Raw genomic sequence first — 20114 nt, forward strand, 5'->3', positions numbered from 1 at the left:
ATGGCGACTGATATCCCCGGCTCACCACCGCCGATTCATCACGCGCCGCATGCCGGCATGGTCGAGCGTTTCCCAACCGGTCAGGTGGTGTATTTGGCGCCTTTACCACTGCCTACCGATCTGCCCGCTCAGGACTACGGTCATGCCGTGGGAGAGGTCAATGACAGCTACCTGGACTTCGGTGTGGGGCTACCTGCCGTCTTCGCCTGGCAGATGGGGCTGGGTGCGCCGTTCTGGGCTATCTGGTTTTTCGGTTTTTTTGCACCTGCGTTGGCTTGGTTGCTGACGGTCTTAGATGGCGGTGGAGTTGAGCCAGCTACAGTGTTTGCACTTCAGGTCATGCCCGAAGGCCTGGAAGTCGGTGCTTGGCTCGCCGCCTTCGCTCTGTTCATCTACCTCTTCATCACCTTCAACCACCTCGATAAATACAACGAAATCGTCCCCACCCGCTTCAACCGCCAGCGCCGCGAAGTCTGTTTTGTACCCAGAGGCCACACCGAACCCATCTTCGTCCCATGGGAATCACTATCGGCCTGGGTGGTGCAGGCGCGCTCCGTCAACCAATACGGCCTGGATATCCGCTACGCCATGGGCGTCGGGTTTTATCATGCGCCGCACGATGAGCATTACAGCCTGGAGTTCTTTTGCGGCGGCTTTGATCTGGCGGTATGCAACTGGGAGGCGATTCGCGCGTACATGGAATACGAAGTACACAGCCTCAAGGAAATCCAGGACCCGCTGGACCTGCAAAACCCCGGCGACCCGCCCCATGAAGGTCTGCATACCTTTTACAACGCTCGGGAACGCATGCGGCGGCGACGCAAAAACCGCGAGGTGGGGTTCTTTTATCCGTTCTGGTGGTACACGTACCACGCACTGACCTTATGGACGCTGCCTAACCACCTCACCGAATGGGAAATCCGCCGCATCAAAAGCATCGGCCGCGCCGTCGTGCCCGAAGCGATGCAGAACTGGTCGGCACCTTTGCCGCCCGAGCAATGGGCCAAACCCAGCGCGGAACTGCAACGCCTGAGCGAAGCCGTCAAAACCCTGAGGCAGCAAAGGCCGGAGCTGAACATTTCGACGCGCTTTACCCAGGTGCAGCGGCCTGATCGGAAGTCCGCCTGATGAGCGTGCCGCCGCCGATTTATGGACTCAGCAGACAACGCGCATTAGCCAGTCAAACGCGTTCTCCGTTGGAGCGAGGCTCGCCCGCGAAGAACGATAACGCGGTGGGTCTGGCTGACCGATGCGCCTGGTTCGCAGGCAAGCCTCGCTCCAACGGGTTGCATTAGATGGGGGGCAATTTTCTTCAGAACCCCCCGTGCTTACCAACCCCGCCCCGAATTCACCCAGAAGTTCACCGACAGCGACGTGGTGATCGATTCCACCTGATGGAACCAGCCTTCGGGCAGGAACAGCAGATCGCCGGCTTGCAGGGTGATGCGCAGGAAGGTGACGTCGCGGGCGGTGGGGAAGCGTTGGTGGTCGGGGGCGTCGGGGTTGAAGTCGCAGCCGTCCAGGCCGCCTTTGGGGGAGGTCGACCAGGTGCCCAGCGCTTCGCGGTGATGGGGCGCGGCGAGGATGAAGGATTTCTGGCCCCAGACCTGGGCGAACAGGTTGTCGGTGTCGTCCCGGTGCAGCGGGGTCAGCGTGCCTTTGGGACCGATCCAGATGCGCGGGGCGATGTACAGGGATTGCTCGAAGTAGGGCGGGTATTTGATCTGCGCCAGTAATTGCGCGGGCAGGATGTTGTTGCCCATGTACGCCGGCGGTTGCCCATCGACGCCTTTGCTGGCGGGTTTTTCCAGCGAGGCGATGAAGTCGGCCATGGAGGTGGAGCGGAAGTCGCGGTCGGTGGAGAAGGTCTTCTTCACGTAGTCGCCGTGACGGGTGATGCCTTGCAGTTCGGCGAAATGGCTCAGGGATTGTTCGCGGCTCATGTTGAACAGCGGCCAGTCTTGCAGGGCGTCGCTGATGATCAGTGGAATGCCTTCAAGCAGGTAATGGTTCCTGAATTCGCTGACCGTCACTGCGCTGCGCGGCCTTCTTTCGACGCTGACCTGGGTTGGCAGGCTCGCCGAGACGCGCTCGCTGAAGCGCGGCGGCGTCGGGTAACGCTGGTTGATGTCGACTTTTTCCTGCCTGGCAGTGCCGCGTCGGGCGCTGTCGATGATTTGCGGCAGCATCGTCGCCAACCCCATATTGCCGCCGATTTTCAAGCGGCCGCTGGCAAACAGTTCTTCGACATTGGCAACGCCACTCATGATGCCCAGAAAGTCAGTCTTGCTGACTTCGATGGTCACGTCCGGCCGCGCGTGGCGGCCGGTTTCGGTCACGGTGCGCGCCTGCACATCGGACCAGATCGCCAGCTCAGCGCCGAAGATGAACTGAAAGACGCCTTCGATACCGACCGAACCGGCATTGACGAACAACTTTGACAGGACGGGCTGCAGATCCACGGCGCTCACTCTTGTTGGTTTGGGCTTGAAGGGGGAACGGATGAGCGGCCGGGGAATTTATGGGTGATGCAGTTCAGATTCGTAGGACCGGCTTTAGCCGGGAGGGCGGTAGGTCTGACGACGCAACTGTTGTGAATGTACCTGCTTGCTCCCGGCTAAAGCCGGTCCTACGGGATCTACGAGTTGTGTGTTGAGGATCAAGACAGTGTCTACAGGCCCCAATCAGCTAATTTTTGCCCCATGCCATCCGTTTTCTGAGGACTGGTCGAGCCCGTGGCTCCCACTCTTCTTTGGACGGATGCCTGCTGATGAATGCACAAGATTCCCTGAAACTCGCCCGCCGCTTCATCGAGTTGCCGTTGCAGAAACGCCAGCTGTTTCTCGATGGTTTGCGCCGCGAAGGGATCGATTTTTCGGTGTTTCCGATCCCGCAGGGCGTGGCGGCTGAAGACCGCGATGCATTGTCTTACGCCCAGCAGCGCATGTGGTTTCTCTGGCAACTGGACCCACAGGGCGCGGCGTATAACTTGCCGGGCGCGGTGCGGCTGAGCGGCCAGCTGGACGAAGCAGCCTGCGAGCAAGCGTTCGCCAGTCTGATTCAGCGGCACGAAACCCTGCGCACGGTGTTTGAGCGCCAGGCCGATGACAGCCTGCGCCAGGTGCCGTGCGTGGCCGCGCTGGTTATCGAGCGTGAGGACTTCAGCGAGTTGCCCGCCGTCGAGCGCGAAGCCAGGGTGCTGGAACAGGCGCAGCAGCAGGCGACTCAACCTTTTGATCTGGCTCGCGGGCCGTTGCTGCGGGTCAAGCTGCTCAAACTTGGCGCTCAGGAACACGTGCTGCTGTTGACCCTGCACCACATCGTCTCCGACGGCTGGTCGATGAACGTGTTGATCGACGAGTTCACCCGTTTCTACGACGCCCATCAGCAAGGCCGCGCGCCGCAGATGGCCGACTTGCCGATCCAGTACAGCGACTACGCCTTGTGGCAGCGGCGCTGGCTGGAAGCCGGCGAGCAGGCGCGGCAGCTGGAATATTGGCAGGCGCAGCTGGGGGACGAACACCCGCTGCTGGAATTGCCCACCGATCACTCCCGGCCTGCGGTTGCCAGCTATCGTGGCGTGCGTCACGAGTTTGCTGTGGACGGGCAACTGGTGGAACAGCTGCGCAGCCTGGCCCAGCAGCACAACGTCACCTTGTTCATGCTGTTGCTCGGCTCGTTCAATGTGCTGCTGCATCGCTACAGCGGCCAGCGCGATATTCGCGTCGGCGTGCCCATTGCCAACCGCAATCGCAGCGAAATCGAGGGGTTGATCGGCTTTTTCGTCAACACCCAGGTCCTGCGTTGCCAGCTGGACGGCCAGACTCGGGTCAGCGATTTGCTGCAGGGCATCAAGGAAACTGCATTGAGTGCCCAGGCGCATCAGGACTTGCCGTTCGAGCGTCTGGTCGAAGCACTCAAGCTGGAACGCAGCCTCAGTCATACGCCTTTATTTCAGGTGATGTACAACCATCAGCCGCACGTCGCCGACATCAGTTCGATCACCACGGCTTGCGGTCTGACTCTCGGGCTGGTGGAAAATCAGGGCCGCACCACGCAGTTTGACCTGACCCTCGACACCTGGGAGAAAGCCGGCAAGCTGCAAGCGGCGCTGACCTACGCCAGCGATCTGTTCGAGCCCGCGACCATCGAACGAATGGCTCGGCATTGGACCAACCTGCTGCGGGCCATCGTCAGCGATCCTCGGCAATGCGTCGGCGAGTTGTCGATGCTCGACCCGGCTGAATATCAAACCCTGATCCATGCCTGGAATCCCACGGCTGAGTTGCAACAGCCGGAGCGCTGCATTCATCAGCTGATCGCCCAACAGGTCGCGGCGATGCCGGACAGCGTGGCGCTGATCCATGGCGAGCAGCGCCTGACGTATCGGCAACTCGACATCCGTGCCAATCAGCTGGCACACAAGCTGATCGAGCTTGGGGTTGGCCCGGAAGTGCGGGTCGGCGTGGCCATGGCGCGCAGCGATGGTTTGATCGTCGCCTTGCTGGCGGTGCTCAAGGCCGGCGGCACTTATGTGCCGCTGGACCCGGAATACCCCGCCGAGCGCGTCGCCTACATGCTGCAAGACAGCCAGGCGCAGGTGCTGCTGACGGAAAGCGCGGTCATGGCGGGTTTGCCGCAGACTCAGGCGGCCGTGGTGTTGCTGGATCATGCCGGATGGCTGGCGAATTATCCCCAAGGCGCGCCGCAATCGAGCGTGTCGGCGCAGAATCTGGCCTACGTGATTTACACCTCGGGCTCGACGGGCAAACCCAAAGGCGTGGCGATTACCCATGGCAACGTCGCGGCGCTGATCAACTGGTCGCAGCAGGTTTACCGCCAGGAGGATATGCAGGGCGTACTGGCCTCGACCTCGGTGTGCTTTGATCTTTCGGTCTGGGAGATTTTCGTCACCCTGGCCAGCGGCGGTTTCATCGTGCTGGCGCGTACTGCGCTGGAGTTGCCGCAGCTGCCTGCGTGTAACCAGGTGCGTTTGATCAACAGCGTGCCATCGGCGGTCGCGGCGCTGCAACGCAACGGCGAGATTCCGGACAGCGTGCGCATCATCAATCTGGCTGGCGAGCCGCTCAAGCAATCGCTGGTCGAGGCGCTGTATCAGCAGCAGACCATTGAGCACGTTTACGATCTGTACGGCCCGTCGGAAGACACCACGTATTCCACCTGGACCCGCCGCGAAGTGGGTGGCAGCGCCAACATCGGCCGACCTTTGCGCGGTACTCGCAGCTATATGCTCGACGTTGATCTGCAACCGGCACCGGTGGGTGTCGCTGCCGAGTTGTATCTGGCGGGCGCCGGGATTACCCGAGGCTATCTTGAGCGGCCCGGGCTTACGGCGGAACGCTTTGTGCCCGATCCCTTTGCAGCCAATGGCGAGCGTCTGTATCGCACCGGCGACCTGACCCGCTATCGCCCGGATGGCGTGATCGAGTACGTCGGGCGCATCGATCATCAGGTGAAACTGCGTGGTTTTCGCATCGAACTGGGCGAGATCGAAGCGCGCTTACTCAGCCATGCAGGGATCAAGGACGCGGTGGTGCTGGTTCACGACGGCAAGACCTTGCTGGCGTACGTGGTGCCGGATGTCGCGCCCGAAGACCCGGCGATGCTCAATCAGCAGCTCAAGGATCACGTGCTGCTGACGCTGCCGGAATACATGGTGCCGAATCTGTTCGTGCAGCTCGATCAGTTGCCGACCACGCCCAATGGCAAGCTGGATCGCAAAGCGCTGCCACAACCGGATGCGGTTCAGGCGCAGCGCTTCACCGCGCCCGGCACCGTCAAGGAGCGGGCCTTGGCGCAAATCTGGCAGCACGTGTTGGGCGTTAATCAGGTCGGGCTCGATGACAATTTCTTTGAGCTGGGCGGCGATTCCATCGTCTCGATTCAGGTGGTCAGCCGCGCGCGGCAGGCCGGTCTGACGCTGACGCCGCGGGATCTGTTCCAGTATCAGACCTTGCGCAGCCTTGCCGAAGTCGCCCGGGAGGAAACGCCGCGGTTGCTCACTCAACAAACGGTGACGGGTCCGGCATTGCTGACGCCGATTCAGCAGTGGTTTTTCCAGCAGCCCATCCCGGAACGTCAGCACTGGAATCAAGCGGTGTTGCTGACGCCCCAACTAGTCGTGGATAGCCCGGCGTTACAGCGCGCGCTGGACTGGCTGACTCAACAACACGATGCGTTGCGCCTGCGTTTCACCCTCAACACTGCGCAGGGCTGGCAGCAATGGCACGCCGAAGCGCAGCCCGTGGAGCTTTGGCAACGCACGGCGACTGACGCCGAGCATTTGCGCGAGCTCTGCAACGCCGCGCAGACCAGCCTGAACCTGAGTCGCGGGCCATTGTTGCGCGCACTGCTGGTGGACATGGCCGATGGCAGCCAGCGTTTACTGCTGGTGATCCATCACCTGGTGGTGGATGGGGTTTCCTGGCGCGTCCTGCTTGACGATCTGCAACAGGCTTATGCTCGGGCGCAAGCCGGGCAGGAGTTGCCTGCTGCGTACAAAACCAGCGCCTATCAACAGTGGGCGGCGCGGCTTGCCGAATACGCCTCAAGCCCGGCGCTGCAGGCTGAGCTGCCGTATTGGCAGGGCCAGCGGCAACACGCCGCGCCAGACCTGCCTTGCGACAATCCACACGGCGGCCAAACCAATGCCGTGGCGCGGCGCATCAGCCTGCGTCTGGACCCGCAGCGCACCCGCCAGTTGCTGCAAGAGGCGCCAGCGGCTTATCGCACCCAGGTCAACGATTTGCTGCTGAGCGTTTTGAGCCGGGTGATCGGCAACTGGACCGGCCACACCTCAACCCTGATTCAACTGGAAGGCCATGGCCGGGAACAGTTGTTCGACGACATCGACCTGACCCGCAGCGTTGGCTGGTTTACCAGTCTGTATCCAATGCTGCTGATGCCCTCTGTCGATCTCGGCGATTCGATCAAGGCCATCAAAGAGCAACTGCGCGGCGTGCCGAATAAAGGCGTCGGTTATGGCGTGCTGCGTTATCTGGCGCGCAACCCGTCTCTGGCAGATGCGCCGCAACCGCGTATCACTTTCAATTATCTGGGCCAGTTCGATCAGCAGTTCGACGAGGGCGCGTCGTTCATGCCTGCCAGGGAAGGCAGTGGCCTGGGGCAAAGCGAACACGCGCCGCTGGCGAACTGGCTGAGCATCGAAGGTCAGGTGTCCGGCGGGGAATTGCAGCTCGACTGGAATTTCAGTCACGAAATGTTCCATGACGCCACCATCCAGCGCCTGGTGGATGATTACTCCCGTGAGCTGACGGCGCTGATCGAACACTGCGCTGCCGGCGTCAATCAGGGCATGACGCCCTCGGATTTCCCATTGGCGCGCCTGAGCCAAAAACAACTGGATGCCCTGCCACTTGCAGCCAGTAGCGTCGAAGATATTTACCCGCTGGCACCCATGCAGCAGGGCATGTTGTTCCACAGCCTGCTGGAGCAGAGCGGTGGGGATTACATCAATCAGATTCGGTTGTCGATTGGCGGGCTGGATAGCCAGCGCTTTCGCGCGGCATGGCAGGCAGTTGTGGATTGTCACGATGTCCTGCGCAGCGGTTTTATTGTCGAGGCTCCCGGACAAGCCCGGACGGGTACAAAACCCGGTAGGAGGGGACTTGTCCCCGAAGGCGTAAGCCCGGACAACCTTGAACTGGAGCAACCGCTTCAGGTGGTCTTCAGGAATGTCGAGGTGCCATTTAGCGTGCTGGACTGGCGTGAGGAAAGCGATCAACACGCCGCACTGCAAGCCCTGGCCCAGGACGAACGCGACCGGGGTTTCGATCTCAGCCAGGCGCCCTTGCTGCGCCTGTTGCTGGTGCGTACCGCCGATGATCGCCATGAACTGATTTACACCAGCCACCACATTCTCATGGATGGCTGGAGTAATTCGCAGCTGTTGGGCGAGGTCTTGCAGCGCTACCAAGGACCAGCGCCGCAGCGGCAGGTCGGGCGTTATCGGGATTACATCGCCTGGCTGCAACGTCAGGATGCCGGGCTCAGCCAGGGATTCTGGACCGAGCAGCTGGCCGTCTTGCAGGCGCCGACTTTGCTGGCGCCGGCCATGATTGCGGCAAAGCCTGCGCAGGCCAAGGGTTACGGCGACCTTTATCAGCGCTTCGATGCCAGTCAGAGCCAACGCTTGAGCGAGTTCGCCCGGCAACAGAAAGTCACCGTCAACACGCTGATTCAGGCGGCCTGGCTGCTGCTGTTGCAGCGTTATACCGGTCAGGACTGCGTGACCTTCGGCGCCACGGTTGCCGGACGTCCGGCAGACATCGACGGCATCGAGCAGCACATCGGTCTGTTCATCAACACCTTGCCGGTGATCGCCAGCCCGCGCAGTGAGCAGCCGGTCAGCCAATGGCTGCAAGCGGTGCAGACGCAGAATCTGGCATTGCGCGAGCACGAACATACGCCGTTGTTCGATATCCAGCGTTGGGCCGGGCAGGGCGGCGCGGCGTTGTTCGACACGATCATGGTCTTCGAAAACTATCCGGTCTCTGAAGTGCTGAAACGCAGCGCGCCGCACGGTTTGCAGTTCGGCGAGCTGCTCAATCATGAGCAAACCCATTACCCGCTGACGTTGGCGGTAGGCTTGGGCGAAACCCTGGATGTGCATTTCAGCTATGACCTGCGGCACTTTGCCCAGGCCAGCGTCGAACAGTTGAGTCGACACCTGGCGGCGCTGCTGCTGGGCATGCTGGAGCAGCCACAACTGGCCATCGGTGAGCTGGCCATGCTGGCTGCGGATGAAGCGCGGGCCATTCTCGCACTCAATCCGCCCTGCGTTGAGGTTGCGCGCACGCCGGTGCCGCAATTGATCGAACAACAGGCGCAGCGCACGCCCGATGCTGTGGCGCTGGTGTTCGGCGCGCAGCAACTGAGTTATCAACAGCTCAACGCCCAGGCCAATCAGCTGGCTCACAGCTTGATCGCACGGGGTGTCGGGCCGGATGGGCTGGTGGGTATTGCGGTGGAGCGTGGTCTGGAAATGATCGTCGGTCTGTTGGCGATCCTCAAGGCGGGTGCGGCTTATGTGCCGTTGGACCCGGCTTATCCGGAGGATCGGCTGGCGTACATGGTGCAGGACAGCGGCTTGAAATTGCTGCTGACCCAACGTCATTTGCTGGCGCAGTTGCCGATCCCCGCCGATGTCGAAACGCTGGTCGTCGAATTGGCTGATAACCCGCCCAATGCCGTCAATCCGCCACAGCGCTGTGCCCCGGAAAACCTGGCTTACGCCATCTACACCTCGGGTTCCACCGGCAAGCCCAAGGGCGTAATGGTGCCCCACGGCGCACTGAGCAATTTCCTGTGGAGCATGGCTAAAAATCCCGGTCTGACAGGCGAGGATCGCATGCTGTCCCTGACGACATTTTCCTTCGACATTTTCGGCCTGGAGCTTTATCTGCCGCTGATCGTCGGTGCCCGCGTGGTGCTGGTGGATAAAGACACGACCCTGGACGCGGACGGCATCCTCAAACTCGTTGCCGATCAGCAGGTCACAGCGCTGCAAGCCACCCCGTCAACCTGGCGCATGGTGCTGGACAGCCCGCAGGCCAGCGCGTTGCGCGGCTGTAAATTACTCTGTGGCGGCGAGGCTTTGGCTGATGAGCTGGCGCTGCGCATGGCCGGGTTGGGCGAGGTCTGGAATTTGTACGGGCCGACCGAAACCACCATCTGGTCGGCGCAGCATCGGTTGCTCGGCGAAGACCCGCAGCCCTGGCTGGGCACCGCCATCGACAACACTGCGTTGTATATCCTCGCGGCCAACGGCGAGCTGGCGCCAGTCGGTGTGGCGGGCGAGCTGTTGATTGCCGGCCGTGGGCTGGCGCGGGGTTATTTCCAGCGTCCGGGTTTGACCGCCGAGCGCTTCCTGCCTGATCCATTCGGCGCGGCGGGCGAGCGCTTGTATCGCACCGGCGATTTGGCGCGTTATCGCCCGGACGGGGTGATCGAATATCTGGGCCGCATCGATCATCAGGTGAAGATTCGCGGTTTCCGCATTGAGCTGGGCGAGATCGAAGCGCAACTCTTGCAGCAGACGGGCGTGCGCGACGTGGCGGTGCTGGCGCGGGAAATCGCCGGTAGCCAGCAATTGGTGGCTTACCTGAGCGGCGCGAATGACCGTGAAACACTCAAGGCCAGCCTCAAACAGACGCTGCCCGATTACATGGTGCCGACCCATTGGGTATTCCTTGAACGCTTGCCGCTGACACCGAACGGCAAGCTGGATCGCAAGGCCTTGCCGATGCCGGACGCCAGCGAAGCGGCGCAAGGTTACGTCGCGCCCCAGACCGCGCTTGAGCTACACATCGCTGCGGTTTGGCAGGACGTACTGAAGCTGGAGCGGGTTGGCTTGAGCGACAACTTCTTCGAGCTCGGCGGTCACTCGTTGCTGGCAACTCAGGTGGTGGCGCGGCTTAAGCAGCGGCTGGCGTTGCCGGTTGGCCTGCGGGATCTGTTCGCCGAGCCGCAGTTGCAGGCGTTTGCTGCGCGGCTGGCCGGGCAAGCCGAGGGTGCTCCCGGCAAGACGCTGGCGTTGGTCGCCGCAGGGGAGCAAGCCACTGCGCCGTTGTCCCTGGCGCAACGGCGTTTGTGGGTGGCCGAGCAGTTTGGCTCCGGCAGTGGCGCGTACGGCATGCCGTTAGCGCTGCGTCTGCGCGGTGCGCTGAATATCGAATCATTGCGCGCCAGTCTGGCAGCGGTGATCCAGCGCCACGAAATCCTGCGCACGGCGTATCTGGCCGATGACGAAGGCGACCCGATTGCCCTGGTATCGGCACAGATTGCCGTGGATATGCCGCTGCTCGACATCAGCCATCTTTCGCCTGTAGAGCAACAGACCCGCGTTGCGTTGGCGGTAGCGGACAACACACGTCTGCCCATCAGCCTGGAGCAGGCGCCGTTACTGCGTGCGCAAGTGTTGCGCGTATCGGCAACCGAACATGTGCTGCTGTATTCGATGCACCACATCATCTCTGACGGCTGGTCCATGGCGGTGCTGGTCAACGAGCTGGTGCACAACTATTCGGCGCTGGAGCAGGGCGCGTTGTCGGCGTTGCAACCGTTGCCGGTGCAATATTCCGACTATGCACGCTGGCAACTGGCGCTGGAGCGCAGCGGTGCTCTGCGCGAGCAGGCCGATTACTGGCAGCAAGCGCTGGCGGGCAGTTCCGGTTTGTTGCCGTTGCATATGGATTTCCCGCGTCCAGCCACTGCGTCGTATGCCGGTGCGAACCTGCAATTCAACCTGCCGCCGTCATTGAGCGCTGCGCTGAATCTAGTGGCGCAGCGCGCCGGCGTGACGTTGTACAGCACGCTGCTCGCGGCGTTTCAGGTGTTGCTGCATCAATGCACCGACGCCGACGACCTGCTGATCGGCGCGGATGTGGCCGGGCGTCAGCAACCCGAGCTGGAAGGCCTGATCGGCTTCTTCGTCAACATCCTGCCATTGCGCTCGCGTTTCGCTGCCGATCAGCCATTTTCAAATTTCCTCGCCGCCACTCAGGAAACCGCATTGAGTGCCTTCGAACATCAGGACCTGCCGCTGGACATGATCGCCGAAGCAGCGGGAACGCCGCGCCACAAAGGCGTCAATCCGCTGGTGCAGGTGTTGTTCGTGATGAACAACCTGCCTGTGCACAGCGCCAGCATCGAAGGCGTCGCCGTGGAAGTCTTGCCTGATCCCGGTGGTTATTCGAAGTTCGACATGGCGCTGTTTATCGACCAGAGCGCCGGCCAGTTGCAAGGCACCTGGCAATTTGCGAGCGACCTGTTCAAGCCCGAGCGTATCCAGCACCTGCTCGACAGCTGGCTGGAGATTCTCCAACTCATCGTGCGTGACCCAGACATCAGATTGAGGGATATCAGCGTGCCCATCCATAGTGCAACCCAACCTGCTGGAACAAATGCCGCTTCACCGGCCCGCTCCAAGGCCGACAAACTGGGTTCTTTCCTGAAAAAACCAAGCAAGGCTACCAGCGCGGCGCCGTTGTTTCGCGAGTCGCTGATCGTGCCCGGCCAGCCGTTTCCGTTGCTGGTGGAACCCACTGACCCGGGCCTGGACCTGATCGAATGGGTCAAGGTCAATCGGCCCTTGATCGAACAAAAGCTCGGTCATCATGCGGGCATTCTGTTCCGGGGTTTCCAGCTGCACGACATTGAGGATTTCGAAGCCTTTGCCGAGGCGGTGCAGCCGGGGTTGTACGGACAATATGGCGACTTGCCCAAGAAAGAAGGCGGCAAGAACACCTATCGCTCCACGCCGTACCCGGAAAAGAAAATGATCCTGTTCCACAACGAAAGCGCCCATCAGGATCGTTGGCCGCGCAAGCAGTTGTTTTTCTGCGAGCAACCGTCGCCGGTGGGCGGCGCCACGCCCGTGGTGGACTGCCGCTTGATGTATCGCTCGCTGCCGGTTGCGCTGCGCGAAAAATTCGAAAGCAAGGGCTTGCTGTACGTGCGCACCTTCGCCGACAAACTCGATGTGTCGTGGCAGCACTTCTTCAAGACCGACAGCCGCGCCGAAGTCGAGGCCCGTTGTCAGTTGGCGGGCATTCAATGGGAATGGCTGGACCACGACGAGCTACAGATTCGCACCCCATGCCCGGCGATCATCGAGCACCCGATCACCGGCGAGAAAAGCTTCTTCAACCAGGTGCAGCTGCACCACATCTATTGCCTGGACCCGGACGTACGCGACGATTTGCTCGGCTTGTTCGGCGCCCAGCGCATGCCGCGCCACGTTTATTACGGCGATGGCTCGCCTATCGAAGACGACGTGATGCGTCAGTTGGGCGAGCTGTACGAGCAATGCGCGGTGCGCTTCGACTGGCGCAAGGGCGATGTGATCCTGCTCGACAACATGCTTGCGGCCCACGCCCGCGACCCGTTCGAGGGGCCGCGCAAAATTGTCGTGGCCATGGGCGATATGGTCGAGCGCAGCGCACTGCAACAAACGCCAAAACCGGTCATGGAACCACAAGGGACTGACGCATGAATACGCACGACGAAGTGATCACCGACCTGGGCCATGCCTTGCTGGCGCAACAGCTGACCGAGCTTGAATGCGTGCAAAACGGCGCCAATTGGGGCGAGTCCGCGTATTTTCTGCGCATCGACATTGACGGACCGCTGGACCCGCAGCATCTGCAACGGGCTCTGGATGAGTGCGTGAAGCGTCAGCCGGTACTGGCCACTGAATTGCGATCAGTGCCGGGTTACCACGGCCTGCGCCAGTTTCCGGGCGCGGGTCGGCTGGACTTTGCCTTGACGGTGGATGAGCAGGCCCAGTCGGCGCAGCTCATCGAGCAACGCCTGACGCAGTGGTATGCGCGGCCGCTGCAACTGGCCACCGGCCGGTTCGCCGAAGCGCTGTTGCAGCGCCGGGATGCGCAGGCCTGGCAACTGGTGCTGGGCGTGGGCAAGTTTCTGGTGGATCAGGAAAGCCTGAAGATCCTGTTCCGGGATTTGCTGACGGCCCACAGCACACAATCGGCAGACGAAGGCGAGGAACAGGCGCAGTTTGCGCAATACCTGGAGTGGCGCAGCGAAGTGGTGCTCGACGAAGACGCCGGGACTGCCAAAAGCTATTGGCAGGCGCAGCTGAATTCTCAGGCAACCACGGCTCCGGATCTGCCGGAGCGGCGCCGAGGAACAGTAGCTCGTGCGCCGATCCAGAGTCTTGAGTCTGCAATCGATCCTGAGCTGTTGACCCGTCTCGATGCGCTAGCCGCACATCAGGCTCGTCCACTGGAAAGCCTGTTGCAGGCCGCATGGTGGCTGCTGTTGGGTCGGATCAGCGGTCGCGAAGCGTTCGTTGGCACCTGGCGTCACGATGCGCGCCGGGATTATGAATTCTTCACTGAAAGCCTCGGCCTGTTCGAGAAGCACCTGCCGCTGACGTTCGCCCCCGACATGAGCCAGCCGTTCAGTGTCTGGCTCGCTGGCATTGGCGCGCAGCTGGAAGATCACAGCACCTGGCAGGAATACCTGCCGGCGTCAGTGGTCACGTCGGCCTACGGCTTTGCCGTGCGTGGATCGGCTCGAAAGCAAACTGCTGCGGGCTTGAGCTGGACGCCCGCCGAGCTGCCGGAAACTGCGCCGCAGTTCGAATTGGTGCTGAACGTGCTGCTTGATCAGAATCAGAAAGCCAGCAGCGTACGCCTGGATTTTCTGCCGGAGCGGCACGCGGCAAACACCGTGCAGCGCTTGCTGAATCAGTACCGGGTGTTGCTGCAAAGCATTGCCGAACCGCACAACGCGGCGACGCCCATGGCTCAGCTCAATCTGTCGAGCGCGCAGGAGCGGGCGGCATTGCTGGCGATCAATCCGGCACCGCTTAACCTGCCCGATCAGGGTTTGTTGCCGGTGATCATTGCGCGCTGGGCGCAGCAAACCCCGGACGCCGTTGCGCTTGAGGCCGAAGGGCAGCGCCTGACGTATGCCGAGCTTGAGGTTCAGGTTCGCCAGGTGGCCGCCGGTTTTGTCGCCCAAGGCATCACTCGCGGATCGATCGTGGCCCTGACGCTGCCACGGTCCATGAATCAGGTACTGGCCATTCTGGCTGTGTGGCGCGCGGGTGCTGCTTATCTGCCGCTTGATCCAGTCTGGCCGCTGGCGCGCCGGCAGTTGATCGTCGAACAGGCGGGCGCGAGTCTGGTGATTGAGGACGCCGCTGACCTGATGACGGTTGAGTCGCCGGAGCTGATCGAACTTGAGCTGAGTGGCGCTGATGCGGCCTACGTGTTGTTCACTTCCGGCTCAACCGGAACGCCCAAGGGCGTAGTGATCGAGCATCGGCAATTGCTCAACTACACGGCGGGCGTAACGCACCAATTGGGTCTTGATGGCTGTAAGCATTTCGCCTTGGGTTCCACGGTGGCAGCAGATCTGGGTAATACCACCCTATACGGTGCGCTGTTCAATGGCGCCACCCTGCATATTTGCGGTGATCAGGTGATGCAGGATGCACAGGAATTTGCGAGCTTTATCGAGGCGCAGCGCATCGATTGCCTGAAAATCGTGCCGTCGCATCTGAGTGCTTTGCTGGATGTCGAGCGCCCCAGCCTGCCGGCGACGCTGGTGCTGGGTGGCGAGGCGATTGCAAGCAGTCTGGCCGAGCGGATTTTGCAGATTCGTCCCGATTGCCGGTTGTTCAATCATTACGGCCCGACGGAAGCCACGGTCGGCGTCATGGTCCATCCCATCATCCGCGCCGATGCGCAGCAGTCCGCTATCCCGCTCAGCCAGGTGCTGCCCAACAATCAGGTGTACATCCTCGATGCGCGGCAGCAGTTGGTGGCGGGTGGCGATTTGGGTGAGTTGTATATCGGCGGCCAGCAATTGGCGCGGGGCTATCTGAACGCGGCGGCTGACGATCAGGTGTTCATCGCCAATCCGTTTGCAGCCGGCGAGCGGTTGTACCGCAGCGGCGATCTGGCCCGTTATCGTGCCGATGGCAGCATCGAGCTTTATGGGCGCAAGGATCAGCAAGTGAAGGTGCGCGGCTTCCGTATCGAATTGGCGGAAATCGAAGGGCAGTTGCTGCAACTGGCTGAAGTCAGCGAAGCCGTGGTGTTGCTCGACCCGTCGTGCGCAGAGCCGGTGGCCTTTATCGTGGCGGGGCAGGGCGTTTCGAGCGAAGTGCTGAAGGCCGGGCTGGCGCTGCGTTTGCCCGGCGTCATGGTGCCCGGGCGTATGCAACTGCTGGAACGTATGCCGCGTCTGGGCAATGGCAAAGTGGATCGCCAGGCATTGTTGCGACTTGAAACCAGCGAACCCGCGCACGCCTATCTGGCGCCGCGCGATGGATTGGAACAACTGCTGGCTTCGCGCATGGCGCAGTTGTTGGGGAAGGACACCTTGAGCGTTGATCAGGACTTTTTCGCGGCCGGCGGCCATTCGCTGCTGGTGGTCAAACTGGTGGCCGGTATTCGCAAACTGCTGCAATGCGAAGTTCAGCCGGGCATCGTCTTTGATCATCCAACCCCGGCGGCGCTGGCCCTGGTATTGCGCGAACGGGAGGCGAGTCCGGGCCAGCTGGAGAAAATCGCTCAGGCACGTCTGAAACTGGACAGCATGACCCCGGAAGAGAAAGCGCAGATGCTGGAAAGGGCCCGGCAAGGGGCTTGAGTAGAACGCTCGGTTTGCTGTAGGACCGGCTTTAGCCGGGAGCTCAATCGACGCGGTTTGCTGTAGGACCGGCTTTAGCCGGGAGCTCAATCGACGCTTTCGCGACTAAAGTCGCTCCTACGGCCAATTCGCGGGCAAGCCTCGCTCCAACGGGAAATAGTCGGAAATGTGAAAAGTTTATTCATTTCACTAAATTTTCACTTTCCTGTTCGTTCATTCAAAACTCGATACCGTTTCCGCTGCCCGCTTCATTCCTGGTCGCGTGTCTTTGTGCAGCAAACACGGCGCCTTGAGGCTAACGACGAGCAACTCATTTTCCACTGGTCAGCCATCCTCAGAGAAGGCGGCCCGCCAACTTAACGATTCAAACGGGGTGATTCATCGCATGAAATCCAGGAACCAGACATTTGCCAGGCGCTTGTTGAAATCGCCGATGCCTTCATGGAGAACTTCTGCATCCGTAATGGTATTGGGGTTGGCACTGGGAACGTGCGAAGGCGTATTCGCCGAAGTCCGTCACGTGAATATTCCCGCTCAGCCGCTGGACGCCGCGCTGAACGCGCTGGGCGCGCAAACCGGGCTGCAAGTGCTGTATCGGCCGGAAATGGTCAGCGGCAAGAAGTCCGTGGCAGTCAACGGTGATCTTGAACCGGGTGCCGCACTGGATAAATTGCTCAATGGCGCCGGCCTGACTTATCGCATCGAGAACAACACGATTTTCCTCAGCGAAGAGTCGCTTGTCGGCGGTGCCATGGAATTGGGCGCGACGACGATTCAGGGCCAGGGCATGGGCCAGGCGACTGAAAACTCCAAGTCCTACACCACCGGTTTGACCAGCGTAGGCTCGAAAACCCCCACCAGTCTGCGCCAGACGCCGCAGTCGATTTCCATCATCAGCCAGCAAATGATGGCTGATCAGCAGTTGACCGATATCAACGATGCACTGCGCATGACGCCGGGCATCACGGTGCAGAACAGCACTTATCGGACGTTCGACATCCTGTCCCGTGGTTTCAAGATCGAAAACTTCCAGCTCGATGGTGCCGCGCCGATGGCGTTGGGCAGTTCGCTGGGCAGTTTCTATTCGTCCAACGTCTACGATCTGGCCGAGTTCGACCACATTGAAGTGCTGCGTGGTTCGGCGGCATTGTTCGGCGGCACGGGTGATCCGGGCGGCATCGTCAACATGGTGCGCAAGCGCCCGCTGGACACCTACCAACTCAAACTCACCGCGTCGGCGGGTAGCTGGGATAACTATCGCCAGGAAGTGGACCTCACCGGTCCGATCGCCTTCGACGGCAAACTGCGCGGCCGCCTGGTGGTTGCCAACACCGATCGGCAGTATTTCATCGATAACCGCAGCACGGAAAAACCGTTCGTTTATGGTGTCCTCGAAGCTGACGTCACCGATGACACCATGCTCACGGCCGGTATCCGCTATAACAAAGCCCATGAAAATGGCACGCAAAACTCTGTACCGCGTTACCTCGACGGTTCCGATATCGGTCTGCCGCGTCACACCAGTCTGGGTCAGGCCTGGGGTTATACCGACACCACCGGTCGCGAGATTTTCGCCAAGATCGACCACAAGCTTTCCGATAACTGGAAACTCAACGTCTCCTATACCGATCTCTGGGATGTCGGTTACTTCAAGACCACGACCGTCAGCGGTGTAGGCGTCAACCAGGCGACCGGAGGCGGGTTGTCCTGGAGCAGCACGACTGCCAAACAGGAAAACCAGCAGCGCATGTGGGACACCAACCTGTCCGGCACCTTCGACATGTTCGGCCTGAAACACGATCTGGTGGTGGGCGCCGACTATCAGGACGTGACCAGCCGCTGGCTCGGGGTAGCTCGAGTGATAGGCGGGCCAATCAACCCTTACGACCCGGACAGCACGCCGTTCCCCGAGCCGCCAAACAACACCAACTACACCCGCGATTACAGCCCCAACGACCAGAAGCAGTACGGCCTGTATGGCAGCTTGCGCATGCAGTTGGCCGAGCCGCTGCATTTGATCCTCGGTGCGCGGGTGCAACGCTACAAATTTGACCAGACCTACAAGACGCTTACAGCGGGTACCTGGAGAACCTCCTCGGAGATCTCCATGCGCGAACCGACCAAGGTCACGCCATATGGCGGTCTGGTCTATGACCTCAATGACGAGTGGTCGGTGTACGGCAGCTATTCGGAGATCTACAAGCCGCAGGTCAGTCTGCTGAGCGGTTCGGGCTCCTCGCTCGACGCCATGGAAGGCAAGACCTATGAAACCGGTCTTAAAGGCGAGTTGTTCGGCGGCAGCGTCAACACTAACTTCGCGCTGTATTACACCAAGCGCGACAATCAGGGCGTGCGCGACCCGGCTTATCCCGCCAACGACTTTGACTTCTCCGGCAGCTGCTGCTGGATTGGTAGCGGCGAAGTAGTGAGCAAGGGCGTCGACATGGAAGTGTCGGGTGAAGTCATGCCTGACTGGATGTTGATGGCCGGTTATACCTACAACCAGAACCACAACAAGAGCTCCAAGACGCTGCTCAGCACCCAGACGCCGAAGCACTTGTTCAAACTGTTTTCCACCTATCAGCTGCCCGGCGTGTTGTCGGACTTCAAAGTGGGTGGCGGCGTGAACCTGCAAAGCTCCAATTACTTCAGCGGCACGGTGACCAACAGCGGCGGCACCAACACCTACGACTTCGATCAGGCGGGCTATGCGGTCTGGAATGCGTTGGCCGAATACAAGGTCGACGAACACTGGACCGTCACCTATAACGCCAACAACATTTTCGACAAAAACTATTACTCCACCGTGGGCTCGACATCCGCCACCAACTGGTACGGCGAACCGCGCAACCACATGCTGACCTTGCGCGGCACCTTCTGGTAACAGAACGCGCTTGAATGAAAAAGGGGAGCCAGATCACTGGCTCCCCTTTTTTGTTACCGATGTTGCAGGCCGACAATCAGTCGACGACAGCAGAAGGGGCCTTGGTTGGCTCCTCGTCCTCTTTCATCTTGCGAAAGTACGTCGAAAGCAGGGCGCCGGATATGTTGTGCCAGACGCTGAACAGCGCGCTGGGCACCGCCGCCAATGGCGAGAAGTGCGCGCTGGCCAGTGCCGCGCCCAGCCCGGAGTTTTGCATGCCGACTTCCAGCGCCAGGGATTTGCGTTGCGCCAATGGCAGCTTGAACACCTTGCCGGTGAAGTAACCCAGCAGAAAACCGAAGCTGTTGTGCAGGATCACCACAAGCATGATCAGCAGGCCGGACTCGGCGATTTTCGCCTGACTGGCGGCAACCACGGCGCAGACAATCATCACGATGCTGACCACCGAAACCAGTGGCAATACGTCCACAGCATAGCTGACCCGTGCGCCAAGCAAACGCTGGGCAAGCACACCGAGCACGATGGGCAACATGACCAGTTGCAGGATCGACCAGAACATATCCATGAAGGACACCGGCAACCAGGCCGAGGCCAGGAACCAGATCAAGGTCGGCGTCAGCAGCGGCGCGAGCAGGGTGGTGACCGCTGCGATGGCCACTGCCAGGGCCAGATCGCCCTTGGCCAGCCAGGCCATGACATTGGAAGACGTGCCACTTGGGCAGCAGCCCACGAGAATTACGCCCACCGCGATTTCCGGCGGCAGATGAAAGACCTGGCAGAGCAACCACGCCACGCCGGGCATGATCACGAAATGCGCGACCACACCCAGGGCCACGCGCCACGGATGGCGGGCAACTTCGGAAAAGTCGTCGAGCTTGAGGGTCAGGCCCATCCCGAACATCACCAGCCCCAGCAGCGGGACGATCAGCGTTTTCAGACCGATGAACCACTGCGGGAACAGGAACGCCAACACGGCGAACAACAGCACCCAGTACGCAAAGGTATTACCGACAAAACGACTCAAGGTTGCCAATGCACGCATGGCGGGTTCCTTTTTTTA

The 20114-nt window shown here is 60.9% G+C and carries 6 protein-coding genes; 4 read left to right on the top strand and 2 right to left on the bottom strand.

The window, feature by feature from the left end; all coding sequences use genetic code 11:
• Entirely contained in the window at window positions 1-1128 is a 1128-nt protein-coding gene (locus tag CFII64_RS02735) for a hypothetical protein (protein WP_020289231.1), read from the top strand.
• Between the two features lie 200 nt (window positions 1129-1328).
• On the opposite strand, the gene CFII64_RS02740 is transcribed toward CFII64_RS02735, so the two are convergent.
• Complete coding sequence (locus CFII64_RS02740; protein ID WP_020289232.1) at window positions 1329-2462, bottom strand: cupin-like domain-containing protein; 1134 nt, start codon at window positions 2460-2462, stop codon at window positions 1329-1331.
• Between the two features lie 308 nt (window positions 2463-2770).
• On the opposite strand from CFII64_RS02740, the gene CFII64_RS02745 reads away from it, so the two are divergent.
• From CFII64_RS02745 to CFII64_RS02755, 3 genes are all read left to right on the top strand, one after another.
• Window positions 2771-13036, top strand: coding sequence for a non-ribosomal peptide synthetase (locus CFII64_RS02745; protein ID WP_020289233.1), 10266 nt, complete (start codon window positions 2771-2773; stop codon window positions 13034-13036).
• Window positions 13033-16170, top strand: a complete 3138-nt coding sequence (locus tag CFII64_RS02750; RefSeq protein WP_020289234.1) for an amino acid adenylation domain-containing protein — start codon at window positions 13033-13035, stop codon at window positions 16168-16170. Before CFII64_RS02745 ends, CFII64_RS02750 begins: the two co-directional genes overlap by 4 nt.
• A 433-nt stretch (window positions 16171-16603) precedes the next feature.
• Entirely contained in the window at window positions 16604-19054 is a 2451-nt protein-coding gene (locus CFII64_RS02755; RefSeq protein ID WP_052026557.1) for a TonB-dependent siderophore receptor, read from the top strand.
• 76 nt (window positions 19055-19130) lie between these two features.
• On the opposite strand, the gene CFII64_RS02760 is transcribed toward CFII64_RS02755, so the two are convergent.
• Window positions 19131-20096 (bottom strand): bile acid:sodium symporter family protein, encoded by a 966-nt coding sequence (locus CFII64_RS02760; protein ID WP_020289236.1) that lies wholly within the window; start codon window positions 20094-20096, stop codon window positions 19131-19133.
• Between the last annotated feature and the right edge of the window lie 18 nt (window positions 20097-20114).

It is taken from the genome of Pseudomonas sp. CFII64 (genome assembly GCF_000416235.1).
Taxonomy (GTDB): Bacteria; Pseudomonadota; Gammaproteobacteria; order Pseudomonadales; family Pseudomonadaceae; genus Aquipseudomonas.

Excerpts from the sequence above, each read along its gene's own strand:
- CFII64_RS02735 (WP_020289231.1), top strand. The coding sequence starts at position 1 with ATGGCGACTGATATCCCCGGCTCACCACCGCCGATTCATCACGCGCCG.
- CFII64_RS02745 (WP_020289233.1), top strand. The coding sequence starts at position 2,771 with ATGAATGCACAAGATTCCCTGAAACTCGCCCGCCGCTTCATCGAGTTG.
- CFII64_RS02750 (WP_020289234.1), top strand. The coding sequence starts at position 13,033 with ATGAATACGCACGACGAAGTGATCACCGACCTGGGCCATGCCTTGCTG.
- CFII64_RS02755 (WP_052026557.1), top strand. The coding sequence starts at position 16,604 with ATGCCTTCATGGAGAACTTCTGCATCCGTAATGGTATTGGGGTTGGCA.
- CFII64_RS02760 (WP_020289236.1), bottom strand. The coding sequence starts at position 20,096 with ATGCGTGCATTGGCAACCTTGAGTCGTTTTGTCGGTAATACCTTTGCG.